Genomic DNA, 25,202 nt, shown 5'->3' on the forward strand with positions numbered 1-25,202 from the left:
GTCACCTCAGAAATCCAGGTCGGCATAATGCGGCGGCGGCGGAAAGCCCGGCACCACATCGGCCAGGATGCCCCGGAACGCGGGGCGGGACTTGATCTTGGCGTACCAGTCCCGGACGTTCTCGTTGCGCGCCCAGTCGACATCGCTGGTGTAGTCCAGCGCGGACAGGTGCGATGCGGCGGCGAAATCGGCCAGGGTCAGCGTGTCGCCGGCCAGCCACCGCCGCTGGTCCAGAAGCCACGCCATGTAATCGAGGTGGAACTTCACTGCCTTGGTGCCCTCCTTCACCGTCCGGCTGTCGGGATAGCCGGTGCCCTGCACCTTCTTGTTCACCTTCTCGTAGAGCAGCCGTCTGGTGACCTCGTGAAAGAACTTGTCGTCGAACCAGGCCACCAGCCGCCGCATCTCGAACCGGCCCTCGGTGTCCTCCGGAAACAGGGCCGGCACCGGGTGGCGCTCCTCCAGGTATTCGCAGATCGCCATGCTGTCTGGATAGCTGCGGCCATCGACCCGCAGCACCGGCACCTTGCCGGCGGGATTGCGGCGCAGAAAGTCGGGATCGCGCTCCCAGTAGCGTTCCTCGACCAGCTCGACCTCGATCCGCTTCTCGGCCAGGGCAAGGCGGACCTTGCGGCAGAACGGCGACAGCGGCATGTGGAACAGTCGATACATCAGCGGGCACCTCCGAATGGCCCGTCCCTCCTGCCGCGTCGCGCGCCGGCGTTCAACCCGCGCCGTCGCGCTGGAAGCACGCCGCGCGGCCGTCCGCCGCGATCACCGCCGCCCCGTCGGCGATCCGCGCCACCCGCCGGCCGCCGGCCGCGTCCAGCCGGGCGGCCGACCGAGTCTTGGGGCTGGGCAGGACCGACGCCAGCCGCGCGGCCTGATCCGCCGACAGCCGGTCCGGCGGCACGCCGAAAGCCGCCTGCGCGGCGGCGGCCACCCCGAACACGCCCTCGCCGAATTCGGCCACGTTCAGATACACCTCCAGGATCCGCCGCTTGGACCACACGGCTTCCACCGCCGGGGTCAGCACCGCCTCCAGCGCCTTTCGCGGCCAGCTGCGCCCCTGCCAGAGATAGACGTTCTTGACGACCTGCTGGCTGATGGTCGAGCCGCCGCGATCCGCCCCCGCCGCGATCGCGGCGCGGATGGCGTCCAGGTCGAACCCCCAGTGCAGGCAGAAATCGGCATCCTCCGCCGCCACGGCCGCGCGGGCCATGACCGGCGCGATCCGCTCCATCGGCACCCAGTCCTGGGCCACCCCGCCCAGCCGGCGCGATTCGGCCATCATGTATGGCGTCGCCGGCGGGTCGATCACCGCCGGCGCCGCCACCGCCAGCACCAGCAGGACCGCGACGCCCAGCGCCCCCCGGCGCAGCACCCGCAGCCAGCGCCCGCGGCGCCCGCCGCGCCGTTTCGCCACCTTCTTACGCGCCATGATGCCCCTTCGCCGCCCCGGACCCGCTCAGAAAAGCCCCGCGAACCGCTCCGGCAGGGTATAGGTCCGCCGGTTGGTCAGCGTCCCGCGCCGCCACATAGCCTGCGCCGCATCGTAGTGAAAGCTTCTGGCGATGCGCCCGCGCTGCCAGCCGAAATCCAAGCCATTCTCCTCCGGCGCACCCTTGTCCACGAAGCTCTGCAGGAACCCCTCCATCGCATCGGCGGACTTGGACCAGCCGTGGCCCGCCACGTCGCCGGACCCCTCCGCGATCCGCCCGCGGCGCAGCGCCTGCCGCGCGCGCAGGATCCCCAGGTCCAGATAGCGCAGGTGCAGAAGGTAGAGATCCGGGCTGAGGTGCAGCGCCCCGTGGTCCGACTGGTGCCCGCCCATGGACCAGCGGATGGGACCGCGGGTGATGCAGGGCTTGCAGTATGAGGCGTTGATCCGCCCGTAGCGCCGCTGCGCCAGGACCGGCCGCGCCGGATCGAAGGCGGGCTCCAGGTCGATGCGGTGGACGATCTCCATGGCGAAGGGATTGATGACCTCTTCCGCCCGGCCAAGGATATAGGCCGCCGGATCGTCGCCCGCCCGGGGGTCCAGCACGACGATCTCATCCACGTCGGTCAGCAGCACCGCCTCGAACCGCGCGCTCAGCGCAGAGGCCAGATGCGACAGGAACGCCCAGCGCGCCCGGTCGAACCCGTCGAAGGCGGCGACCGGCGGCAGGGTCAGAACCTGGCAGCCGTCGCAGGCAGGGGGCAGCGCGTCCTGCGGGCCGTCGAGCACCACGACCATGGACGCTGCCGGAACGAACCGCCGCCAGTACCGCGCCCAGATGTCCAGGAACAACGCATCGCCGCGTACCATGGTGACGACCGCCAGTCCGCCGGACCGTCCGGGGGTACCGCTCGATGTGCTCGCGCTCATGGCAGGGGTCCTAGCCTTTCGGCCCCCTCAGCCCGCCAGGGCGGCGCGCAATTCCGCGCGCTCGGCCTCGGGCGGGCCGCCGAACGCGGCGCGCCCGGCGCGGCGATACCAGTAGGCCGCGTTGCCGGGATCGCCCTCGACCCGGTGCAGATGCGCATGAAGCCAGGCGCCCTGGGCCGATGTGTCGCCGGCCGCGATGCGATGCGCGACCTCCCAGTCGCCCTGCTCCAGCCTGTCCAGCGCCGCGATCAAGCTCTGCCGCATCCCGCGCCCCTATTCCGCCGGCACGCGCCGGTCCTCGATGCCCACCGGATGCTCCAGCTTGTCCAGCATCTCCAGCGGGCAGACCTGCACGAAATGCGCCAGTTCCGTGTCCCAGTGCTGCAGGATGTCGCCCGCCCGCCGAGAGCCGGTCTCGGCGTGGTGGCGCTCGACCAGCTCTTCCAGGATGCGGATCCAGTGCGGCTCCGTCACCTTGCAGGTCACCAGCGTCTCCATGTTCATCATCGTCTCGGCGCGGCCTTCGGGGTCGTAGAGGAACGCCATGCCACCGGTCATCCCGGCGCCGAAATTTGCGCCGATCCGCCCCAGGATCACCGCGACCCCGCCGGTCATGTATTCGCAGCCGTTCGATCCGCAGCCCTCGATCACCGCCTTCGCGCCCGAATTGCGCACCGCGAACCGCTCTCCGGCGCGGCCGGCGGCAAAGAGATGCCCGTCCGTCGCGCCGTAAAGCACGGTGTTGCCGATGATCGTGTTGGACGCGGCGTCGAGCGGGCTGACCATGGGCGGGCGCACCACGACGGTGCCCCCCGACAGGCCCTTGCCCACGTAGTCGTTGGCGTCGCCCGAGACCTCCAGCTTCAGCCCCGGCGCGGCGAACGCGCCCAGGGACTGCCCGGCGGAGCCGGTCAGCTTCACATGCAGGTGGTCCGGCTGGAGCGCGTTGCGCATCCCGAACTGGGTCACGATATGGCTGGAGGTGCGGGTGCCCACGGTGCGATGGGTGTTGCGCACGGCATAGCTGAGCTGCATCTTCTCGCCATCCTCCAGAAACCGCCGCGCGTCGCGCACGATCTCCGCGTCCAGCGTGTCGTCCACCGCGTTGCGGGGCTGGTCGCGGTCGTAGACGATCTCGCCGGCGTCATCGACGGTGATCAGCAGCGGGTTCAGGTCCAGATCGTCCAGATGGGCCGAGCCGCGGCTGACCTGGGACAGCAGATCCGCCCGCCCGATCACCTCGTCCAGACTGCGGGCGCCGATTCCGGCCAGGATCTCGCGCACCTCGGTGGCGTAGAAGGTGATCAGGTTCACCACCTTGTCCGCGGTGCCGGTGAACTTCTCGCGCAGGTCGGTGTCCTGGGTGCAGACGCCCACGGGGCAGGTGTTGGACTGGCACTGCCGCACCATGATGCAGCCCATGGCGATCAGCGCCGCGGTGCCGATGCCGAATTCCTCGGCCCCCAGCATCGCCGCCATGACGATGTCGCGCCCGGTGCGCAGACCGCCGTCGGTGCGCAGCGTCACCCGGCTGCGCAGGTCGTTCATCGCCAGCACCTGATGCGCCTCGGTCAGGCCCATCTCCCACGGCAGGCCGGCGTATTTGATCGAGGTCGCGGGGCTCGCCCCGGTGCCGCCGTTGTGGCCCGAGATCAGGATGATGTCCGCCTTGGCCTTGGCCACGCCGGCGGCGATGGTGCCGACGCCGGAGGAGGCGACCAGCTTCACCGTCACCTTGGCGCGCGGGTTGATCTGCTTGAGGTCGTAGATCAGCTGCGCCAGATCCTCGATCGAATAGATGTCGTGATGCGGCGGCGGGCTGATCAGCGTCACGCCCGGGGTCGAATGGCGCAGCTTGGCGATCAGGCTGGTGACCTTCATCCCCGGCAGCTGCCCGCCCTCGCCGGGCTTGGCGCCCTGGGCGATCTTGATTTCCAGCTCCTCGCAGGCCAGCAGGTATTCCGCCGTCACCCCGAACCGCCCGGAGGCCACCTGCTTGATCTTGGCGGACCGGTTGTCGCCGTTGCTGTCGGGCTGGAAGTCCTTGGGATCCTCTCCGCCCTCGCCGGAATCCGACTTGGCGCCGATCCGGTTCATGGCGATGGAAAGCGTCCTGTGCGCCTCGGGCGACAGCGCGCCCAGGCTCATCCCCGGCGTGACGAACCGCTTGCGGATCTGGGTGATGCTCTCGACCTCCTCGATCGGAACCGGCTTGCCCAGCGCCTTGAAGTCCATCAGGTCGCGCAGGTGGATCGGCTTGGCCTGGGCCATCTTGGCCGAATACTGCTTCCACATCTGATAGCTGGCCTTGTTGCAGGCCACCTGCAGCATGTGCATCGACGCCGCTTCCCAGGCGTGGGTCTCGCCAGAGCGGCGCGCCTTGTAGAACCCGCCGATGGGCAGCACATCCTGGCCGCCGCGAAAGCCGCGGGCGTGGATCCCCTCGGCCTTCATCTGGATGCCGTTGATGCCGATGCCGCTGATCCGGCTCTGCATCCCCGGGAAATACTCCGCGCACATGGCGCGGCTCAGCCCCACCGCCTCGAAGTTGATGCCGCCCCGATAGGACGAGATGACGGAGATCCCCATCTTCGACATGATCTTCAGCAGGCCCGCGTCGATGGCCCGCCGATAGCGCGCCACCGCCTCGGTGAGCGTCCCGTCGAGCAACCCGCGAGAGATCCGGTCGGCGATGGAATCCTCGGCCAGATAGGCGTTCACCGTGGTCGCGCCGCAGCCGATCAGCACCGCGAAGTAATGCGGGTCGATACACTCCGCCGACCGCACGTTGAGCGAGGTGAAGGTCCGCAGCCCCTTGCGCGTCAGCCACGAATGGACCGCGCTGGTGGCCAGGATCATCGGCATCGCGACCCGGTCCTCGGCGGCGCCCTGGTCGGTCAGCACGATATGCCCCGCGCCGGAGCGCACGGCCTCCTCGGCGGCGTCGCGGATCCGCGTCAGCCCGGCGCGCAGCGTGCCGTAGCCGCCGCCCGCCGCGAAGGTGCAGTCGATCTGGGCCATCGGGGCGTTGAACGCCTCGACCATCCGGTCGAACTGCGCGTTGCCCACGAACGGGCTGTCCAGCACGATGATCTCGGTCTGGCTGCTGCTTTCGTCCAGCACGTTCTTGAGGTTTCCGAACCGGGTCTTCAGGCTCATCACCCGGAATTCGCGCAAGGAGTCGATGGGCGGATTGGTCACCTGGCTGAAGTTTTGCCGGAAGAAATGGCTGAGCGGCCGGTAGGTCTCGGACAGCACCGCAGAGGGCGTGTCGTCGCCCATGGAGGCCAGCGTCTCCTTGCCGTCCTCGGCCATGGGCGCCAGGATCTGCTCCAGCTCCTCCATGGTGTAGCCGGCGGCGATCTGGCGGCGGCGCAGCTCCGCCCCCTCGAAGAACGGCGCCTCGGTCACCCGGGCCAGCGCCTCGTCCAGCTCGGTGATCCGCCCCACCCATTCGCCGAAGGGCAGCGCCGCGGCCAGCTTGTCCTTGATCTCGGCGTCGTGGAACAGCTTGGCCTTCTTGAGGTCCACGGCCAGCATCTGGCCGGGGCCCAGCGCGCCCTTCTCGACCACCGACCCCTCGTCTACCGGCACCATCCCGGCCTCCGACCCGGCGATCACCAGCCCGTCGCCGGTCACCACGTAGCGCATCGGGCGCAGCCCGTTGCGGTCCAGCCCCGCGCAGACCCAGCGCCCGTCGGTCATCGCCAGCGCCGCCGGCCCGTCCCACGGCTCCATCACGGAATTGCAGTAGGAATACATGTCGCGCCAGGGCTTCGGCAGCTCCTCGGCCTGCTTGGACCACGATTCCGGGATCAGCAGCGTCTTGGCCATGGGCGCCGACCGGCCGGAGCGCACCAGCACCTCGAACACCGAATCGAGCGCCGCCGAATCGCTCGCCGCCTGGGGCACGATCGGCTTGATGTCCTCGGCCAGGTCGCCGAACTCGGCAGAGGCCATGCGGATCTCATGGCTCTTCATCCAGTTCAGGTTGCCCTTCAGGGTGTTGATCTCGCCGTTGTGGGCCAGCATCCGGAACGGCTGCGCCAGCCACCACTGCGGGAAGGTGTTGGTGGAGTAGCGCTGGTGATAGATGGCGAAGGCGCTCTCGAACCGCGCGTCCTGGAGGTCGGTGTAGAAATTGGCCACGTCCTGGGCCAGCATCATCCCCTTGTAGATGATCGACCGGCAGGACAGCGACGCAAGGTAGAGCTGCCCCACGCCGGCCGCGGCGGCCGCCTTCTCGATCCGGCGGCGGATGACGTAGAGCTCGCGCTCGAAGGTCTCCTCGTCCACGCCCTTGGGGTTCGAGATCAGGATCTGCTCGATCTCGGGCCGCGTCGCGTTGGCCTTCGCGCCGAGGCAGGAGATATCCACCGGCACGTGCCGCCAGCCGTAGATGAAATATCCCATCCGCAGGATCTCGGTCTCGACGATGGTGCGGCAGGTCTCCTGGGCGCCGAAGTTGGTGCGCGGCAGGAACACCTGCCCCACGGCCAGCTGCTGGCCCTCGTTGGGGGTGTGCCCGGTGCGCGCGATCTGGTCGCGGAAGAACGCGTCGGGGATCTGCACATGGATGCCGGCGCCGTCGCCCGTGCGCCCGTCCGCGTCCACGGCACCCCGGTGCCAGATCGACTTCAGCGCGGAAATCCCGTGCTCGACAACCTTGCGCGACCGCGTCCCGTTGACCGACACCACCAGACCGACCCCGCAGGAGGAATGTTCCTCCGCCGGATCGTACATGCCCCGCGCGGCCATGGCGGCGCGCTTGGCCTCTTCGCGGGCAACCCAGTCGCTGTCATAGCTCGTCATGGCACTGTCTCCTCGTTCGGATCGGCGGCGGACCGGAGCCGCGCCCCGAAAGCCTGCCGCAGCGTTATGTCACCCGTGCTGACCGGATGACCGAAAGGTAGCGCGCGCACCCTCCTACGGAGTTCTCACGAATCTCCGACAGGATTACGATGCCCGTCGGAGCCTATTCCGCGGCCACCGCCGCGGTCCCCGACAGCTGCGCCATGATCGCCTGGGCGGCCTCCCGCCCGTCGCGGATCGCCCAGACCACCAGGCTCGCGCCGCGCTGGATGTCGCCGCAGGCATAGACGCCCGGCAGGCTGGTGGCATGGGTCTGGAAGTCGGCCAGAACGGTGCCCCAGCGGGTCACCTCCAGCCCCTCCACGCCCCAGAGCGCCGGCAGATCCTCTGGCTCGAACCCCAGCGCCTTGATCACCAGGTCGGCCTCTTCGATGTAATCCGCACCGGCGACGATCTCGGGCACCTGGCGCCCCGTGGCGTCGGGCTGGCCCAGGCGCATCCGGTCCACCATCACGCCCGACACGGTATCGCCGGAGAACCCCTTGGGCGCCGACAGCCAGACGAACTCCACGCCTTCTTCCTCGGCGTTCTTCACCTCCCGCTGGGAGCCGGGCATGTTGTCGCGGTCGCGCCGGTAGAGGCATTTCACGCTTTTCGCGCCCTGCCGCACGGCGGTGCGCACGCAATCCATGGCCGTGTCGCCGCCGCCGATGACGACGACGCGCTTGCCGTCCGCGTTCAGCTCGCCGGAGTCGAACTCCGGCACAGCATCCCCGAAGGACTTGCGGTTGGACGCCGTCAGGAAGTCGATCGCCCGGACGATTCCGGCGGCCCCCGCCCCCGGCCCCTGCAATTCGCGGCTCTTGTAGACCCCGGTGGCGATCAGCACCGCGTCATGTTCCGCGCGGATCTCGTCGAAAGACACATCCCGGCCGACGTCGCAGTTCAGCCGGAACGTCACCCCGCCGTCCTCCAGCTGGGCGATGCGCTTCATCACGATGTCCTTCTCCAGCTTGAAGCCGGGGATGCCGTAGGTCATCAGCCCGCCCGCGCGGTCGTAGCGGTCGTACACGGTGACCTGCACGCCCTCGCGCCGCAGCATGTCCGCGCAGGCCAGCCCGCCCGGGCCGGCGCCGATCACCGCCACGCTCTCGGGGCGTTCGCGCGCCGGGCGGATCGGCGCGACCCAGCCCTCGTCGAAGGCCGTGTCGGTGATGTATTTCTCCACCGCGCCGATGGTGACGGTGCCGTGGCCGGCCTGTTCGATGACGCAGTTGCCCTCGCACAGGCGGTCCTGGGGGCAGATCCGGCCGCAGATCTCCGGGAAGGTGTTGGTCTGCTGGCTGACCTCATAGGCCTCGCGCAGGCGCCCCTCGGCGGTCAGGCGCAGCCAGTCGGGGATGTTGTTGTGCAGCGGGCAATGGGACTGGCAATAGGGCACGCCGCACTGGCTGCAGCGCCCCGATTGCTCGGCCGCCTTCTCCCGCGCGAACTCACCGTAAATCTCGTGGAAATCGGAAACGCGGCTTTCTGGATCGCGCTTGCCGGGCATCGCGCGGGCGACGGTCGTGAACGTCAGCATTTTCTGGGCGGCCAAATCGGAACCCTCCTCGATCTGCTCCGCTCATATAAAAACGCCGCCGCCGTGTGAAGTGGTTTTCTCGCGGTTGGGTCAGCTATTATGACCTTATCGCGCGCCGATACACCGGAGCGGGCACCCTCTGGTCGGACAGAGGCCTCGGCGGGTCGGATTTGCGTCCCAATCGGACCTATTAATAGCCCTGTTCATCCGCGCGTTGATTTCTATGATCGCCGCGTCGCCAACCCGGACCCCATCCATGCCCATTCTGCACCTCCTCCTCGTCGCCATCGTGCAGGGGATCACGGAATTCCTGCCCGTCTCCTCCTCCGGCCACCTGATCCTGCTGCCCGCGCTGACCGGGCTGGACGATCAGGGACTCGCCGTCGATGTCGCCGCCCACGCCGGCACGCTCGGCGCGGTGGTGCTGTTCTTCTGGAGCGACGTGCGCATCGCCCTCGGCGGCATCCCGTCCCTCTTGCGCGGCCGCGTGGACAGCCAGGGCGCCTGGCTGGCCCTCTGCCTTGCGGTCGCCACGGTCCCGGTGATCCTGGTCGGGCTGGTGCTCAAGGTGCTGGGCCTGGAGGAAGCCATGCGCTCGGCCGCCCTCATCGGCTGGACCACGATCATCTTCGGGCTGGTCCTCTACTGGACCGACCAGACGGGCGCGGAAACCCGCGAGGCTTCTGACTGGACGCTCCGCCACGCCATCGTCATGGGGGTCTGGCAGGTCATCGCCCTGATCCCCGGCGTGTCCCGCTCCGGCATCACGATTTCCGGCGGGCGCCTGCTGGGCTACGGGCGCAAGGACGCGGCGCGGCTGTCGATGCTGATGTCCATTCCGACGATCCTGGCCTCCGCCGCGCTCCTGTCCCTCGACGTGATCGGCCAGGCGGACATGCAACTGGCCCGGGACGCCGGCATCGCCGCGCTGTTTTCCCTGGCCGCGGCCCTGCTGGCGCTCAAGCTCATGTTCCGCCTGCTCGACAGCGTCAGCTTCACGCCCTACGTCATTTACCGCGTGTTTCTGGGCGCGGCGCTTCTGGCCTATGCCTATCTCTGACACGCGGCCTCAGGAGAACCCCGCCCGGTTGCCGTCCAGGGGCTTCGTGTCTTCGGAATGAAGCTCGGCCGCCGAGGCATTGGCCTCCGCATACTGGCCCGAGGGACGGAATCGCCACAGGTAGTCGGGCAGGATCGCCTCGGTCGCGGTCGGGCGGATGCCCAGATCCGCAAAGGTCCCGACACCGTCGCCCACCACGCTGTCCCGCCCCAGGTTGACCACCTGATCGTAGGTGAGCGGCGGGCGGATAAAGCCCCCGGTTCCGTTGCGCACCAGATCGAACGCCCGTCCCATCAGCTTGGCCACCGGCATCGGCGTGTTCAGGACCAGCCCCCGGCGCCGGATCACCACCAGCATCTCGCGCATCAGCTCGCGGAAGGTGGAGACGTCCGGCCCGCCGAGTTCGTAGATCCCCGGCTCCGCCCGACCGGTGACGCCCATCTGGATCGCCGCGGCCACGTCGTCCACATAGACCGGCTGGAACCGCGTCGAGGCTCCGACCAGCGGCAGCAGCGGCGCCATCCGCGCCATCCCCGCGAAACGGTTGAAGAATTCGTCCTCGTGGCCGAAAATGATGGATGGCCGGACGATCATGGCGGTCGGAAAGGCCTCCAGAACGGCCTCCTCGCCCAGGCCCTTGGTCCTGGCATAGGTCGAGGGCGCATCGGAATCCGCGCCGATCGCAGAGATCTGCACCAGGCGCAGGGCCCCCTCCTCGGCCGCGATCCGTGCGATGCGGGCCGCGCCTTCGGACTGGACCGACTCGAAGGTCTGGCGGCCCGATTCGGCAAGGATGCCGACGCAGTTCACGACCGCATCCGCGCCGCGGGTCACATCGCGGACGCTGTCGTCGTCGCGGATGTTGCAGAACACCGGTTCGACCTGCCCGACGACACCGTAGGTGCGCACGAAAGGCGCGTCGTTGGGCCGCCGGCTCGCGCAGCGGACGCGCCAGCCCTCCTGCGCCATGCGCCGGGCGACGTAGCGGCCGACGAAGCCCGTGCCGCCGAAGATGGTGACGAGTTGCATGGCGTTCCCCTGGAATGACGTCGGATACGGTCGGGTGTAGGTCGGGCCGGAAAACGAGGCAAGGCGCAATGGGTCGCGGGGCGGCGCCGGACCTGGTCCAGCGACCCGCCACGCAGGCGGTCTTGCGCGCCGCCCGCCCGGCGCGCAAATTCCGTTGACACTCCCAGCACCGCACCTTAGATCGCGGCCTCACGACACCGGCCCAGGTGGCGGAATGGTAGACGCGCTGGCTTCAGGTGCCAGTGGCCGCAAGGCCGTGGAGGTTCGAGTCCTCTCCTGGGCACCAATGTCAAGCCCAAAAACCCTCGAAAACCTCAGTTTTCGAGGGTTTTTTGTTGTCGCTGCTGGAAACTGCCACACAAACTGCCACACAACGCCGTTCAGCACGCCTGCCCATCCCGCTCACGGGAGATGCTGGACCACCATCCGCGGTGGGTCGATTTTAAGCCTTGGTCAGAGACCGAGCGGACGGTGATATGGCTCGATTTCTGACAATCGGCGGGTGAACCGAACTCCTCCCGGCAACACCAACGCCAGAGGCAGCATAAAACCGTCAGCTTCCCGCATTAAACAGGCTCTCAATCTCATGATCCGGGTTGTGTCAGATCGTCCGGATGGAGAGACATTCGTGCCCATAGCGCTCCATCTTGAACGACAATTGGCAGCGCTCGAGGCCGTAGAGTCCGAGTATGAGCGCATTGTCCGATTGGCCCAAAAGAATGCCGCCTAGAGCGGGATGAAATCAGCCTGAATCGATAGAGGATTCACAGGCCTGCATTTTGGTGATTCACTGTTGCCGACCACAAGATGGAGGGCGAGTAGTGGGTAGAGCACTTTCAATGGACCTTCGAGAGAGGGCAATGGCGCGGCTGTTGGGGGGCGAGAGCGTGCGTCAGGTCGCAGCGGCCCTGGATGTGGCTCCGTCCAGTGTTGTGAAGTGGTCGCAGCGTTTGCGTGCGACCGGGAGTTGCGCTCCGGCAGGGACAGGCGGCCACCCGCCACGCAAGATTGCAGGCGGGCATGAGGCGTGGCTTCTGGAGCGGATAACGGAGCCGTTCACACTGCGCGGACTGGTGGTGGAACTGGCCGAGCGCGGGCTCAAGGTCGACTACCGCACCGTCTGGGCCTTCGTGCGCCGCACGGGCTACTCGTTCAAAAAAAGACCCAACTCGCCGAGGAGCAGAACCGCCCCGACGTGAGCCGCCGCCGTGTGCGCTGGAAGCGGCACCAGGGCCGGATCGACCCCCGTCGTCTCGTGTTCATTGATGAAACCTGGGCCAAGACCAACATGGCCCCGCTGCGCGGCTGGGCTCCCAGAGGTGAACGCCTGATCGGGCGGGCCCCGCATGGTCACTGGCGCACCATGACCTTTATCGCAGCGCTGCGTCATGATCGGATCGACGCGCCCTTTGTTTTGGACGGTCCCGTCAACGGCGAAGCGTTCCGGGCTTATGTCGCGCACGTGCTCGTCCCAACCCTGCGCCCGGGCGATGTGGTGGTTATGGACAATCTGGGCAGCCACAAAGGGCAAGCCGTGCGGCAGGCGATCCGTAACGCGAAAGCGCATCTACTTTTTCTGCCGCCCTACAGCCCCGACCTGAACCCGATTGAACAGGTCTTCTCGAAGCTCAAACACATGCTCCGCAACGCAGCCGAGCGCACAATGGAGGCAACGTGGCGCAGGATCGGGACACTGCTCGACCGCTTCAGCCCACAGGAGTGCGCGAACTACCTCGCCAATACTGGATACGCTTCAAGCTAATCTCATCATGCTCTAATGGCGGGCCCCTGATTGCGTCCAACCCTCTTGGAGACCGCCATGACGAGCCCCGCCACCAAGCTTTCGCGCCAGCTTTCCCAGAACGCCGAAACGGTGTGCCGGCACTATCTGTCGAACGGCCGGAAGCAGGGTCATTACTGGCTGGTGGGAGACGTTCATAACACACCGGGCCGATCCATGTTCGTTCGGCTGTCCGGGCCACTGTCCGGCAACCGTGCCGCTGGAAAATGGACCGACGCAGCCACGGGACAGCATGGCGACCTGCTCGATGTCATCCGTGAAAGCTGCGGCTTAATCGACTTCAAGGACGTTGCCGATGAGGCCCGACGCTTCTTGAGCCTGCCCTTACCTGATCCAACCCGACAGCATTCTCCACATTCACAGCGACCAGCTGCCACCGGATCTCAGGAGGCGGCACGACGCCTGTTTGCAATGGGTGTACCGATCCGCGGCACTCCGGTAGAAGCCTATCTGCGCAGGCGTGGCATCGGAGCGTTTGACCAAATGCCAAGCCTGCGGTTCCATCCCGCCTGCTTCTATCGGCCCGAAGGCGGCGGGACGGTCGCGCGGCTTCCGGCCATGCTGGCTGCCATCACCGATCTCGAGGGCCGCCAGACCGGGACCCACCGCACTTGGCTGCGGCCGGACGGGAGCGCCAAGGCCGATATCGACACACCGCGGCGCGCGATGGGCGCTTTGCTCGGGAACGGGGTGCGGTTCGGCGCACCCGGGGACGCGCTCATCGCGGGCGAGGGGATCGAGACGGTTCTTTCCGTGCGCTCGGCCCTGCCTGAGTTGCCCGCCGTCGCGGCGCTGTCATCGGGACACCTGGCCGCCATCCGGTTTCCCGCTGGCCTGCGGCGGCTCTACGTGTTGCGCGACCGTGATCCCGCAGGCGCGGCGGCAAGGGATCGACTGGAGGCGCGCGCAGCCGAGGCCGGGATCGAGGCGCAGACCCTCACGCCGCGACTGGGCGACTTCAACGACGATCTCCGGCGCTATGGGCTGGCGGCCTTGCAAGCGCGGTTTCGGCTTCATCTCCACGTCGAGGATGCCGCTCGTTCCGTGCCGGTGTGACAGGGCGGCAATCGGGCTGGCGCTGTACGGCTCACAGCATCGTTTTCGCAGGGGCATCCCGCGCGCGGTTCCCATCCACGGGAAAGGCCGGCGCGCACGGCCTTCTTAGAGGGCAGGAGGCCCACAATCGGGACGGCCCGGCAATGGCCGCGCTCCGGCTATTTTCCGCCGCGCCCCGTTGGGGCGCTTTGCATCGCGAGGCAAAATAGCCGGGCTTGGCCATCAAGGCCCTCGCGAAAGGCTCGGGCTGCCCGGCCGCCCCGCCCGTGGGCGCGTTCCTGCCACGAAGGCCTCGTGTGGCGCGCGGCTCCCCCGAGGAAGGAACCCGCAGATGACCCTCGATCCCGAAACCGATGCCCACGAGCCGCATCACAGCACGTCCTCGACCGCCCATGTCCTGACCGAACTCCAGCTCTACGGCTGGCGCCCCTACGAGGATGAACCCGATCCGCGCCCCTTGCCCGAGGGCGGCCAGATCGCCGGTGCCGTCGCCGATATCCTCGACGCCCTTGTCGCGACGCTCGGCGATACACGTCTCGAACCCGATCTCGACGAACTGCTCTGGGGCGCGGTCAACCTCTTCCATCGCGCACTGGTGCGGGCCGAACGCCAACTCGACGACAACGAACAGGCGCAGCGTCGTCTTCAGCGGGAACAGGATGGCTCCGAGGTGAAATCTCTCGAACTCGAACGCCTCATGGCCGAGGGGCAGAGCATGGTCGAACGACGCACCGCGCTGGAACTCTTTCGCGACCTCGCCGCCGAGGGCTTCGAGCATCACCTCGGCAAGCCCTGGCATCCCCGGACCGGCTCGCGCGTCAGCCATCGCAACCTGACCTTCGCGATGATCGACAGCCGGGATTTTCTCGCCGCCCGCCGCCGGGCCGAGGCGCAGCTGCTTCTGCCCGAAGGCCCCAAGGTGGCCGTGACCGGTGGGGCGGACTTCAACGATCACCGCCTGATCTGGGCGCGGCTCGACCGGGTCCATGCCAAGCACCCGGACATGGTGCTGCTCCACGGCGGCTCACCTAAAGGCGCGGAACTCATCGCGTCCCGCTGGGCCGATCACCGCAAGGTGCCGCAAGTCGCCTTCCGGCCCGACTGGACCAAACACGGCCGCTCGGCCCCGTTCAAGCGCAACGACGCGATGCTGGACGTCCTGCCGATCGGTTTGCTGATCTTCCCCGGCACCGGGATCCAGGAGAACCTTGCCGACAAGGCCCGCAAGCTGGGCATTCCGGTACTGAAGCACGAGGGCGGCGCGTGAGCGCCGTCTTCTGCCGGACCCGTACCGCGGGGCACCACCGCGTCAGACCGGACCTTCACGCGCATCGCAGCAAAATTCCGGTTCGAGCCCGATATGAACAATGCTGCGGGCAGCACGAATGGCGGCTTCGACGGATCGTGCTGCGACTGCCGAATGGCGTTCTAATCAGGTTTAGACCCGCGTCGGTTGGCACTCCAAACGCTGCGACCAAGGACAACGGCGAGTGCGGGTTGAAGACCGACCGGGCGAAGCGCTTGAAGGAGCTCGAGAAAGAGAGCAAGAGGCTGCGGAAGGCCGTCTCCGATCTGACGCTCGAGAAACTCATCCTCCGGGAGGCTGCCTCGGGAAACTTCTGAGCCCCGCCCGCCGCCGAGCACGCGTTGATCACGTCAGACGAAAATTTCGGATCTCCGAACGCCTTGCCTGTCGCGTTATGGGCCAGCGTCGCTCGACGCAGCGGAAGGCGCCAGGCGGACGCCCCGACGAGTATGCACTGACCGCGGACATCGTCGCCATCGCCAGCCAGTACGGCCACTACGGCTATCGCCGGATCGCTGCGGGATGCCGGGTGGGCCATAAAAGTGAAGCGCGTCGAGAGGATATGACGGCAGGAGGGGATGAAGGTGCCATAGAAGCATCCGAAGGAAGGGCGTCTCTGGCTGAACGACGGATCATGCATCCGGCTTCGGTCCGAACATCCGAACCACGTCTGGTCCTATGACTTCGTCGAGATCCGGACGCACGACAGGAAGAAGTTCCGCATGTTGAAGGCTTTGTTGCACGGCCCGGCTGCCGGGCGGACTGCCCCTTTCCCCTGACGGACTTATCCTACGGGTTTCGTGACGGGGATTCCGAGTGCGGTATAACGGTTGAGCACGGCGATGCGGACCTGGAGCTCGGCGACCTGTCGCTCGAAATCCCGCGCCATGAGGCGCTGCCCCAGTAGTTTCATGCAATGCATCTTCGTCTCGACGCGGCTGCGGCGGTGGTATCCGGTCAGGCGTCGCCAGAGGGATCGGCCCAGGTACTTCGACGCCCGCACGGCCTCGTTTCTGGCCATGGCGCCTGCGGTGTCCGGCTTCCATGGCCGCGCGTTCCGACGGGGCGGAATGACGGCATGGGCACCGCGATCGGCAATCGCATCGTGACAACGGCGGGTATCGTAGGCGCCGTCGGCCGTGACCGAGCCGATCTGCTCGTCCGCAGGGATCTGACCGATCAAGTCCGGCAACACGGGCGCATCGCCAACATGGCTGCCGGTGATCTCGACGGCCCGGACCTCCATCGTCGCTTCGTCGATACCCAGATGAACCTTGCGCCAAACGCGCCGGCGGGCACCGCCATGCTTGCGGGCATGCCACTCGCCCTCCCCGCGGACCTTGATCCCGGTGCTATCTACCAGCAGGTGCAGCGGCCCTTTCGAGCCTCGGTAGGGCAGCCTGACCGCCAAGGTCCGCTGACGCCGGCACAACGTACTGTAATCCGGCACTGTCCAGTCCAGCCCGGCCAACCGCAACAGGCTCGCGACGAATCCCGCCGTCTGACGGAGCGGTAGGCCGAACAGGACCTTGATCGTCAGGCAGGCTTGGATCGCCTCATCGCTGTAGGCCTGCTGGCCGCCCCGCCTGCCGGTCGGTGCCGCCTCCCACGTCATCTCCGGGTCGAACCAGAGCGTCAGCGAGCCACGCTCACGCAGTGCGGCGTTGTAGGCATGCCAGTTCAGGGTGCGGTATCGGGTCGGGGAAGGTCGGGTCATGCGGACCGGCTATCCCGTTGACCAGCCAATGTGAATCCTAGTACGGGTCCGTGCAACAAAGCCCAGATCGAGGCGGATAAACGACTTGAGAATCGACTGAAACGTGTCCGTATCCCGCGCCCAGTGAATGACGCCATCGAAATCTTTGGCGAGCTTGTGCGTCAAGTCGAGTGAAGACCGCCGATTGACCCCAACAGGACTGTCCACCTGCACGATGGCGATCCTGTCGCCGCCTACCCATCGCACGATGTCTTCAGGGAGTTCATGCGCATAGTTACGACGGCCATCCCAAACGGCGGTTCTGATGACTTTTCCGGCAGGAGTTCCAACCCGGAATATCCATGGCGAGTCTTCCTGCGTGACACCGGATGCTGGATAGAATCTGGGCGGCGGCGGTCGATTGAGCATCGAAGCTTTTTGTTCGCGTATCTTGCGCCGCTGCGCTTCGGTCAATCGGCCAAGCAAGGCGCCGCTTGGATCGAACTGACGGATATGTTTCGAGTACGAAACTTCAGCGGTGCCCGCATCGTAAACATCTGAATTCGGGAATGCGAACAACAATACCTGCCCCGTGAAGCTGCGCAGATGCCGCATCACGATGTCCCATGCGATGTCGTCGTGAACGATAGGCACAATGTGAAGCGCGGCTCCCGGCGCTTCCATCGACAGTCTTTCTATGACGGCGATACCAACAGCGCTGAAGGATTCGCCGTCACCGAGGCAGAATCCGACATGGAAGGTCCGCTCACCAACGACTGCTCTGAACGCGCGCAAGATGACCTGCGTCGTGTCCGGTATTGTATCGTCACCTGTCAGTTCGCGAATGCGTGCTCCGTCAATCTCCGCCGCCGGGGGCAAAACGTGAAGATCTATCGTGCCGTTGTAGCGATCAGAATCCAGCCAAGCCCGTTCTTGCCTCTTTCGCTTGGCTTCACCCATCGTATTTCTCCCAAACTCTAGCTAAACGCCGCGACCACGGTTTCGATAGGCAGGAACAGCGTCCGGCTGTCTTCGGGGTATTCGACGAACTCGGCACAGCGCAGATAGAAGTGTTTGGCCGCTTCATCCTTCGCCTGGACCATCACGGCCCCGATACCAATGCTTTGCGAAGCCAGCGCAATCCGGCGCAGCGCGTCCGCCAAAAGGTCCGCGCCGAGACCCTTTCCGGCGTGGTCGAGGTCAACGGCCAGCCGGCCGACGACCGAGACCGGAATCTGGTCGGGCGCGTTGCGCCGCACCTTTCCGGGAGCCGCACCGCGCTCGACTGACCCGGCCGAAATGCAAAAGTAACCGACGACCTGATTGCCCACGCACACGACATAGGTGCGCGAAAACCGGCTTTCGTTCTTCAAGGCGCGATGGCGCAACCAGTCGTTCAACGCGGGCTCACCGCAGTCGAATGCCGAAAGGTCATGCTCTGCCGTCAGAGGAACTGGAGCAGACAGTGGCAATTCGGGATGGTCGGGCGTGTCGTCTATTTCTGCCATGCCGGGGTCCGGCGCAGCAGGGCCTTGAGCTTCGGCCCCGGCGCGGGCGGATTGTCGAGCGCCTGCATGAAGGCGTCGTAGCGCTCGGGGTCGAGCGTGAACAGGCGCTGGTCGAGCAGCACGTCGACCGCTTGCCGCCGGGCGCTTTCCACCATGAACTCGGTGCGTGTCTTGCCGAGCACAGCCGCCGCATCGTCGATGAGCTGGCGCGTGCCGGTCTCGATCCGCAGATTGATGCTGCCCTTGGTGTCAGCCGTAGAGGCACGACCTGCAACCGCGGTGGTCGCAGAACGGGCAGATTCCGAAGGGACGATACGAGCTTTGGTCATGATCGCAATATGAGTGCGCGTATCCACAATGTCAATACGACGGGAGGAAGGGAAGACTCGGGCGTTGCCCTGCGGGCCGGGCTTTCGGCTGCGCCGGAACCACGCCCATGGCGCGTTTCCGCCATTCGGCTTCAATCCCTAACGCAAGGGGGCGGCGGCGTCCATTTCGCGGTAGGCTACACGCGGATAGACGGGAGCAATTCCGGGGCCTCGATCCCGGTCGCCGCGGCAGGCCCATGAGATTGGGTTTTCCATTCACTTCAATTGGCAGGCGGATCAGCACCGGGAAAGGCCAAATCATCCGCTTGGCCGAGCATGGCGCAACGCCCCGCAAGCGATCTTCCGGCCAAACCGGACACGGCAGCATCGGCGAAGGTCAGACGAAACCACACCCGCAGGCCCACGCTGGCGACAGCGCGAATTGGCCTTGCCGGTCGGATCAGGGAAAACCGCAGCCAACAAACCCGCGTAGAGTCCCCGATTCCGGCGAGGCACAGGACGGCCGCCATTGCCCTATTCCACGCGATTTCCTGTTATGAGCGCTCCATTCGCGTCCTCGATCTGGCAAGGTCTGACCGAAGACCGGCTTCGCCTCGCTCGTCTTCCCACAACGTCCGCCGCCAGCTTTTTTCCGCCGCCTTCGGCTTTGCAGCGCGAAACAAAAAAGCCGTCGCCGATCGCCTTCCACGATGTTCCAGCCCCAAGGGGTGCGGGGCTGATCGTCCCCGGTCTCACGACCGCCATCGAGGTCGCAATGGTGCGGCCCGACAGGAAAAGGAATACGACAATGGCAACCATCGGCACCTTCACCCAGAACGAGAACGGCGCGGGCTTCACCGGCGCGGTCAAGACCCTGACGCTCAACGTCAAGGCCAAGTTCACCGCCACCGAGAGCGACAGCGAGCGCGGCCCCGACTTCCGCATCTTCGCCGGAGCCACCGAGTTCGGTGCGGCCTGGAAGAAGATCGCCCGCGAGACACAGCGCGAATACCTCTCCGTCAAGCTGGATGATCCGAGCTTCCCGGCACCGATCTACGCCAGCCTGGTCGAAGCCGAGGACGGAAAATCCCACAATCTCATCTGGTCCCGCCGCAACGGCGACTGAGGCCGAAACCCGAGATCGCCCCGCTCATCCGAGCGGGGCTTCTTTTTGCTCATGGCCGCCGCCTCTCAAGGAATAAGGAGATCGGGACACACGGCTTTCCGGTTTTCAGGCTTTGCGTATCCCGATCAAATCTTATCCCCAGTCCGCCGCTTCGCTTTGGCCGGGCCGGTTGCTTGGGGGCGCTGCCCCCTGGCGCGGCACAAGGGCGGCCGGGCGGTATCCCCAGCCTTCCGCGCGGATACATGCTGCGCATTTTCGTCATCACGTCGATCCGCTTGTGCAGGCCGGGTGATGCCCCACCGCCCGGCCGCCCTTGCACCTTGCACCCCCCGGTCTCGCCGACGGGCAGGGTTGGAGCGCAGCGCTGCGCTCCAACCCAAGCCCATGAAAGGAAAGACCATGAACACCATGACCCTGAACCATCACCAGCAGCCCGTTTCCAAGGGCTTCCGCGTGGACATTTCGCGCGGCGAAAATATCGGCCGCGTTTCGTCGGAATGGTTCTCGCGCCCGGATGACGAACGCTATCTGTCGCTGACCGAGCTTTATGAAGCCGTGAAGTCCCGCGCGGATCGCGCCAAGGCCCGCACCGTGGAGAGTCGCACCGTGCGTGTGGAAGCCAGCCGCGACGATGCCGAGTGGCTTTCGCTGATCGTGCCCGGACAGGAGCAGCCCGTCGCCCCGACGCATTGGAGTTTCGGCCAGCTTTGCAGCCTTGTCGGCGCACCGGCCCGCTACCTGCGTGATCTTCCCGCACCGCTGGCGGGCATCAATCTGCAACATGGCCTTGTCAGTCATCGCGGCGAATTGGTGAAGACACTGGAAACCGAGGATGGGCGCGTTGAGCTTCGCGCCGTGACCGGCCCGGACTACGGGCGCATCTGGGACCATGAACTTGTCGCCGCCGTCATGAAGATCGCGGGCGATGGCGTCGGCGATACCATGTGGAAGGTGCCGGGCGTTCTGGATTGGGCGACCATGACGCACAATCCGTTCGTGGACGTGACCAAGGACACGACCACGCTTTATGCCAGCGACCGTGACGTGTTCCTGTTTCTGGTGGACGATACGCACCCCATCGAAGCCGGACGCCTGCCGAACGGCGACCCCGATCTTTATTTCCGGGGATTTTATTGCTGGAACAGCGAAGTCGGATCGAAGACCCTCGGCATCGCCTCTTTCTATCTCCGGGCGGTTTGCATGAACCGCAACCTTTGGGGCGTGGAAGGGTTCGAGGAAATCAGCATCCGGCACAGCAAGTTTGCCGCGCAGCGTTTCGCCCATGAAGCGGCTCCGGCTTTGACCAGCTTCGCCAATTCCTCGCCCGCGCCATTCGTGGCCGGGATCAGGGCGGCGCGCGAGCGGATCGTCGCCCGTACCGATGAGGACCGCGAGAGCTTCCTGCGCAAGCGCGGGTTCAGCAAGGCCGAGACCGGCAAGATCATCGAGACCGTGTTGCAGGAGGAAGGCCGCCCGCCCGAGAGCATCTTCGATTTCGTGCAGGGCATGACGGCCCATGCCCGCAGCAAGGTCCATCAGGACAGTCGCCTTGAACTGGAGGCGAAGGCTAAGACCTTGCTGGAGAAGGCCGCCTAATCAGCAGAGCCGCGCAGCCGGAAACCCGGTTGCGCGGCTTTCTGCTTTTCAGGCTTTCAGGGTTCCAAAATTTTCCGCCGATCCGGCGACGCGGATCGGCGTTGCGGCCATGCCCGATCACATGGCCGCGCTCGCCGGGCTGCGCCCGGCTCGCAAAATCACGCAAACACTGTTAAGAATAAAATAACTATAAGTGTTCTGGATATACGAACAACGTTTCAGATCATACAGACTATCTCCCGCATAGGTCGTGCCCGAAACTCCTTGGTCCGGGTGTCTCCCCAAGCACCCGTGAGTAAAGGGAGGGTGCGCCATGCTGAAGATCAATTGGCGGGCGCCGGCGGCCTACAGGCACACGCGCAAGATTCCCGCCGCCGGATTCGCCTGGGAGTATCTGCGTCGCAACGACGATTACCGAGAGGACTTCCGGCTTCTCGTCCGCGCGAAGCGCCCGGATGCGACCGAGCTGGAAGCCTTCGCCCGACGCTGGGGCTTGCGATTTCCCGCACGATCCCGACGCCGCGCCTGACCGCGACCCGCTGTTCTGGTCGCCCCGGTTTCAGCCGCAAGCCGTCAAACTGGTGCCGGCCGAACCGGATGAGACGGCCAGCCAGCCGACCGTCGTTCTCGCCCATCTCGACGGCCTCGACCTGCGCCGCGCCGCCGATGGCTGGCACGGCATCTGGCAGGCGGATGGCGTCGAGCACCAATTCTGGCTGTCCCAATCCGTGCCGGATGCGGCGGCGTTCTACGCCGTCGAACTGCCTCTGGACGACTTCATGGAGCTTCGCGCCCATGCGGCGCGGCGCTTCTGGCGATCCCTCAAGGGCCGAACGCCTGGCCCCGACTTCCGCAACATGCCCGCCCAGCTCCGGCAATGGCATATCCTGTCCCTGCGCGCCCTCGACGCCCGGCTGCGCGGCGAGAGCTATCGCACCATTGCCGAAGTCCTGCTTGGCTTTCGGGGCGCTAAGGAGGACTTCGAGAGCGATCCGAGCAAGAACAAGGCGCGTCGCCTCGTTGCCCACGGCATCAGGATGATGCGCGGCGGCTATCGTCTGCTGCTACACTATCCGATCAGGATTCAACCAAGGTAAGGTATCTTGCTATCGGCGTGGTCTCGACGGTAGCCGTATCAATTGTCGACCTTTGCGCGATGTGCTGCGGATGAAGCATCGCGTACTTCGCGAGTATAAACATTGAAGCGCGTTCGTTCGGTGATAGGCTCGGATGGGTGCTAATGGCAGGGGGGTAATAAAGTGAAGTTAGTTAAAGCGCGCGTTCAAAACTACCGTAGTGTTCGGGATACCGGTGAATTCGACGTAGAGGACGGCAAGACGATTCTCGTCGGGCCGAACGAGGCCGGTAAGTCCGCCGTTCTTCAGGCGCTACAACAGATATCTCGGCCCGACGAGGTGAAGCCATTCGATCAGCTTCGTGATTACCCGCGCGCGCTGCTCAACGACATCACGACAGGTAAAGTGAAGCCGACGAATGTTCCTGTCGCGACGGGTTGGTTCGCACTTGATGAGGACGACGTGGCTGAGTTGCCAGCGTCGCTTCAGTCGAGCGAAATTACTTATCGGTTCACTCGCTACCTTGATGATACGTTTACAAACCAATTGGAGGGCGCGCCCGACAGGCCATCCTACGGTGATTTGGAAGCCGATCTCGTCCGTCTCGTACGCCACCTCGACGCTCAAGCCGGTGATGAAGAGCCAAAACCAAGTGTGTCGCTATCCCAGATCACGGAGGGCTGGCAGAAGCATACCGTTGTTACGGGAGACAAGGCGCAGACTATGTCGAAGTGGCTCAGCGACATGCTCGCCGTTGTGAATGAAGATGACGAGCGCGAGAATACCCGGTTAGCAAAGATACGGGAGCGCGTGTCTATCTCCATCGACCGGGACGCCGCTGTCGCCACCCTGCGTAAGCGACTTCCGGTTTTCGTGTTGTTCAGCAATTACTTCCGTGTCCGCCCACTCATCCACCTCGGACATCTCGCGCAGCGGATCGCAAGCCAGGCATTCGATGACGATCAATACGACTACGGGAATGTTTGCCTTTTAAAGTTGCTTGGTCTCGACGCAGCTAAGCTGTCCGCGATGGGCAAGTCCGGCGTCGATGCGCATGGACAGCAGAATGCACAGCTCGATACGATCCGGGACGAACTCGACGCGCGGCAATATCAACTCAACGCGGCTAGCATCCGGCTAACGAAAGAGATCCGTTCGGCATGGAAGCCGAAAGTCGATCGAGGCGAGGCCGACACCCTCCGCATCACTTCGGACGGCCAGTACCTCAAAGTGGTTGTGGTGGACGACCTGGGCGTTGAAGTTGAACTCGATCAGCGGTCAGAGGGCTTTCAGTGGCTGGTCTCGTTCTTTGTGGTCTTCTTTGCCGAGGCTGAGGATAAGCACGAGAACGCCGTCCTGCTACTGGATGAGCCCGGCTTGCACCTTCATGGACTTAAACAGCGTGACTTCCGTGATACCCTTTCTCGCCTCGCGGAGGGCAACCAGACGCTCTACACAACGCATTCGCCGTTTCTCGTCGGACCCGACGAACTCGATCGCGTGCGTGTGGTGGAAATGACGGATCGGGAGGTCGGGACGAAAGTCCACACCAGCGTCACATCGAACGATCCCGCAGCCCTGCTGCCCCTACAGGAAGCTCTCGGCTACGACCTTGCGCAAAGTCTCTTCTCCCAGCAGCGCAACTTCATCGTCGAAGGGTTGACCGATTTTTGGTATGTCGGTGCCGTCTCGGAACTATTCGAGGAGGCGGGCCAGGACGGTCTTCGGAAAAACATAGCCGTGATTCCGGCCGGAACGGCGGGAAAGGTCGTTTATTTCGCGACGATCCTCCATGCACACAATTTGAGGGTGGCCGCACTTCTAGATTCTGACAGCGCAGGAGATTCCGCCGCCCAACAAGAAACGCTTATTCATAGTGTCGGGCATAAGGGTATCTTACGCACGGCCGATGTGCTGGATGGAACAGTGACCAATCCGGAGATCGAGGATTTGCTCCGAACCACCTTGGCCTCCGTTGCAAAGGATGAACTCGGTCATGAGTTGCCGGCGGTGACGGGCCAAACATCACGCTCGATGGCCTCGATCCTCAAGTCAGAGAAGCTGTCCAAATATCAGCTTGCCAAAGCATTTGTGCGGTGGTGCCGGAACCACAGCCTAAATGACTTGCTGGCAGAAGAGCGATCAGCTTGGGAAAAGCTATTTGCAAAGGCGAACTCTGCGCTGAAGTAGCACGCGCGACTGCCGCTCTTGCTGGCCTAGTGGTGCACGCAGACGTTCGTACAGGCCGCAGCGAACGTCCGTAGCCGCCCGACCAATCGCAACGCCGCCACTGTAGCAGCCATGTTGGGCAATTCTAGCCTACATAGTGGTCAGAATTCGCCTTTTCACGTCTTATTGGCAGCAGCCTGTTCCAGTATCCGCTTGTAACCCTCACGCGAAAGCCATTGCGCGCGTTCGAGATGGCTTTGCCAGCATCGGCGTGTCCTGAACTCGTCGCCGACCGGATCGCGGTGCAGCACGATTTGCGCCACTTCCTTCCAGTCCGCGCCTTCCGCCTTCGCGTCGAGCAGCCGCAGATAGGTCACGAAATGCGCTTCGTCATAAGGCGTGATGTCGTTTCCCGTTGGCGCTTCATCGTCCACATCGGGATCGAGTTCGACGGGCGTTCGCATCGTCGTTCCCCTTCTACCCGGGAGCCGTGGTTTGCGGTGCGCCCCCGCAATTGGCCCCTCTGACCTGGTGATCGGGGAGTTAGTAACCGTGACTAGACGGCCCTATGACCTTTAGGCGGGCAGCCCTGGACATACGCCATAGGCTCCCCGACCATAAGGTTCGAGGATGGTGGTGCCGTCACGGTCGGCACCTACCGCTAGTCAGGGGTTACTAAGCCCCAAAGCAGCGCGTCTGCTCCGCG

The 25,202-nt window shown here is 65.2% G+C and carries 21 protein-coding genes, 1 tRNA gene and 1 pseudogene; 11 read left to right on the top strand and 12 right to left on the bottom strand.

Going from position 1 to position 25,202, the window contains the following annotated elements:
- Window positions 1-6 precede the first annotated feature (6 nt).
- The 6 genes from fzlA to KW83_RS07275 form a co-directional block, all read right to left on the bottom strand.
- On the bottom strand, window positions 7-672 hold the full coding sequence (gene fzlA / locus KW83_RS07250; protein ID WP_036176757.1) for an FtsZ-binding protein FzlA: 666 nt from the start codon (window positions 670-672) through the stop codon (window positions 7-9).
- 52 nt (window positions 673-724) lie between these two features.
- Complete coding sequence (mtgA, locus tag KW83_RS07255; protein WP_036176760.1) at window positions 725-1,441, bottom strand: monofunctional biosynthetic peptidoglycan transglycosylase; 717 nt, start codon at window positions 1,439-1,441, stop codon at window positions 725-727.
- A 27-nt stretch (window positions 1,442-1,468) separates the two neighbouring features.
- The gene (locus KW83_RS07260) at window positions 1,469-2,371 is read right to left on the bottom strand and encodes a hypothetical protein (protein WP_036176763.1); all 903 of its coding nucleotides are present in this window, start codon (window positions 2,369-2,371) and stop codon (window positions 1,469-1,471) included.
- A 27-nt stretch (window positions 2,372-2,398) separates the two neighbouring features.
- Window positions 2,399-2,635: a hypothetical protein gene (locus KW83_RS07265; protein WP_036176766.1), complete on the bottom strand. Its 237-nt coding sequence runs from the start codon at window positions 2,633-2,635 to the stop codon at window positions 2,399-2,401.
- Window positions 2,636-2,644: 9 nt separating this feature from the next.
- A complete protein-coding gene (gltB, locus tag KW83_RS07270) occupies window positions 2,645-7,183 on the bottom strand; it encodes a glutamate synthase large subunit (RefSeq protein WP_036176769.1) in 4,539 nt (1,512 codons plus the stop codon).
- A gap of 163 nt (window positions 7,184-7,346) precedes the next feature.
- Window positions 7,347-8,780, bottom strand: a complete 1,434-nt coding sequence (locus KW83_RS07275) for an NAD(P)-dependent oxidoreductase (protein ID WP_036176772.1) — start codon at window positions 8,778-8,780, stop codon at window positions 7,347-7,349.
- A 241-nt stretch (window positions 8,781-9,021) separates the two neighbouring features.
- Here KW83_RS07275 and KW83_RS07280 point away from each other — a divergent pair, with 241 nt between their 5' ends.
- On the top strand, window positions 9,022-9,825 hold the full coding sequence (locus tag KW83_RS07280; protein ID WP_036176774.1) for an undecaprenyl-diphosphate phosphatase: 804 nt from the start codon (window positions 9,022-9,024) through the stop codon (window positions 9,823-9,825).
- 9 nt (window positions 9,826-9,834) lie between these two features.
- Here KW83_RS07280 and KW83_RS07285 read toward each other — a convergent pair whose 3' ends face one another.
- A complete protein-coding gene (locus tag KW83_RS07285) occupies window positions 9,835-10,854 on the bottom strand; it encodes a complex I NDUFA9 subunit family protein (RefSeq protein ID WP_051928342.1) in 1,020 nt (339 codons plus the stop codon).
- A gap of 200 nt (window positions 10,855-11,054) precedes the next feature.
- Here KW83_RS07285 and KW83_RS07290 point away from each other — a divergent pair.
- From KW83_RS07290 to KW83_RS19740, 5 genes and pseudogenes are all read left to right on the top strand, one after another.
- Window positions 11,055-11,140, top strand: a tRNA-Leu gene (locus KW83_RS07290).
- Between the two features lie 535 nt (window positions 11,141-11,675).
- Window positions 11,676-12,616, top strand: a protein-coding gene (locus KW83_RS19735; protein ID WP_161785428.1) for an IS630 family transposase whose coding sequence is annotated in 2 segments (ribosomal slippage) — window positions 11,676-12,008 and window positions 12,011-12,616 — 939 coding nt in all. Because the reading frame shifts where the segments join, the coding sequence is not laid out codon by codon here.
- 57 nt (window positions 12,617-12,673) lie between these two features.
- Entirely contained in the window at window positions 12,674-13,711 is a 1,038-nt protein-coding gene (locus KW83_RS07305; protein ID WP_036176776.1) for a DUF7146 domain-containing protein, read from the top strand.
- Between the two features lie 331 nt (window positions 13,712-14,042).
- Window positions 14,043-14,978, top strand: a complete 936-nt coding sequence (locus KW83_RS07310) for a DUF2493 domain-containing protein (protein WP_036176779.1) — start codon at window positions 14,043-14,045, stop codon at window positions 14,976-14,978.
- Window positions 14,979-15,205: 227 nt separating this feature from the next.
- Window positions 15,206-15,754 (top strand): annotated as a pseudogene (locus KW83_RS19740) (IS3 family transposase); the annotation flags it as partial.
- 47 nt (window positions 15,755-15,801) lie between these two features.
- On the opposite strand, the gene KW83_RS07320 reads toward KW83_RS19740, so the two are convergent.
- From KW83_RS07320 to KW83_RS07330, 4 genes are read right to left on the bottom strand one after another with little or no spacing between them, the layout of a single operon-like run.
- Window positions 15,802-16,734, bottom strand: a complete 933-nt coding sequence (locus KW83_RS07320; RefSeq protein WP_036176784.1) for an IS5 family transposase — start codon at window positions 16,732-16,734, stop codon at window positions 15,802-15,804.
- Window positions 16,735-16,743: 9 nt separating this feature from the next.
- On the bottom strand, window positions 16,744-17,673 hold the full coding sequence (locus KW83_RS20495) for a hypothetical protein (RefSeq protein ID WP_152563507.1): 930 nt from the start codon (window positions 17,671-17,673) through the stop codon (window positions 16,744-16,746).
- Between the two features lie 17 nt (window positions 17,674-17,690).
- Window positions 17,691-18,221 (bottom strand): GNAT family N-acetyltransferase, encoded by a 531-nt coding sequence (locus tag KW83_RS07325; RefSeq protein ID WP_036176787.1) that lies wholly within the window; start codon window positions 18,219-18,221, stop codon window positions 17,691-17,693.
- Window positions 18,209-18,550 carry a type II toxin-antitoxin system TacA family antitoxin gene (locus tag KW83_RS07330; RefSeq protein WP_036176790.1) on the bottom strand — a complete coding sequence of 114 codons (342 nt, stop codon included), beginning with the start codon at window positions 18,548-18,550 and terminating at the stop codon, window positions 18,209-18,211. The genes KW83_RS07325 and KW83_RS07330 overlap by 13 nt, the downstream gene beginning before the upstream one ends.
- Before the next feature lie 508 nt (window positions 18,551-19,058).
- Here KW83_RS07330 and KW83_RS22115 point away from each other — a divergent pair.
- From KW83_RS22115 to KW83_RS07355, 5 genes are all read left to right on the top strand, one after another.
- The gene (locus KW83_RS22115) at window positions 19,059-19,655 is read left to right on the top strand and encodes a DUF736 domain-containing protein (RefSeq protein WP_456088815.1); all 597 of its coding nucleotides are present in this window, start codon (window positions 19,059-19,061) and stop codon (window positions 19,653-19,655) included.
- Between the two features lie 399 nt (window positions 19,656-20,054).
- On the top strand, window positions 20,055-21,251 hold the full coding sequence (locus tag KW83_RS07340; RefSeq protein WP_036176793.1) for a hypothetical protein: 1,197 nt from the start codon (window positions 20,055-20,057) through the stop codon (window positions 21,249-21,251).
- A gap of 313 nt (window positions 21,252-21,564) precedes the next feature.
- Complete coding sequence (locus tag KW83_RS07345) at window positions 21,565-21,780, top strand: transcriptional regulator domain-containing protein (RefSeq protein ID WP_036176795.1); 216 nt, start codon at window positions 21,565-21,567, stop codon at window positions 21,778-21,780.
- Window positions 21,781-21,832: 52 nt separating this feature from the next.
- On the top strand, window positions 21,833-22,348 hold the full coding sequence (locus tag KW83_RS07350) for a DUF2285 domain-containing protein (RefSeq protein ID WP_235191377.1): 516 nt from the start codon (window positions 21,833-21,835) through the stop codon (window positions 22,346-22,348).
- Between the two features lie 162 nt (window positions 22,349-22,510).
- A complete protein-coding gene (locus KW83_RS07355; protein WP_036176798.1) occupies window positions 22,511-24,517 on the top strand; it encodes an AAA family ATPase in 2,007 nt (668 codons plus the stop codon).
- A gap of 155 nt (window positions 24,518-24,672) precedes the next feature.
- On the opposite strand, the gene KW83_RS07360 is transcribed toward KW83_RS07355, so the two are convergent.
- Entirely contained in the window at window positions 24,673-24,960 is a 288-nt protein-coding gene (locus KW83_RS07360; protein WP_036176810.1) for a DNA -binding domain-containing protein, read from the bottom strand.
- Window positions 24,961-25,202: the final 242 nt, after the last annotated feature.

Origin of the sequence: Palleronia rufa (genome assembly GCF_000743715.1) — a bacterium.
Classification (GTDB): Bacteria; Pseudomonadota; Alphaproteobacteria; order Rhodobacterales; family Rhodobacteraceae; genus Palleronia; species Palleronia rufa.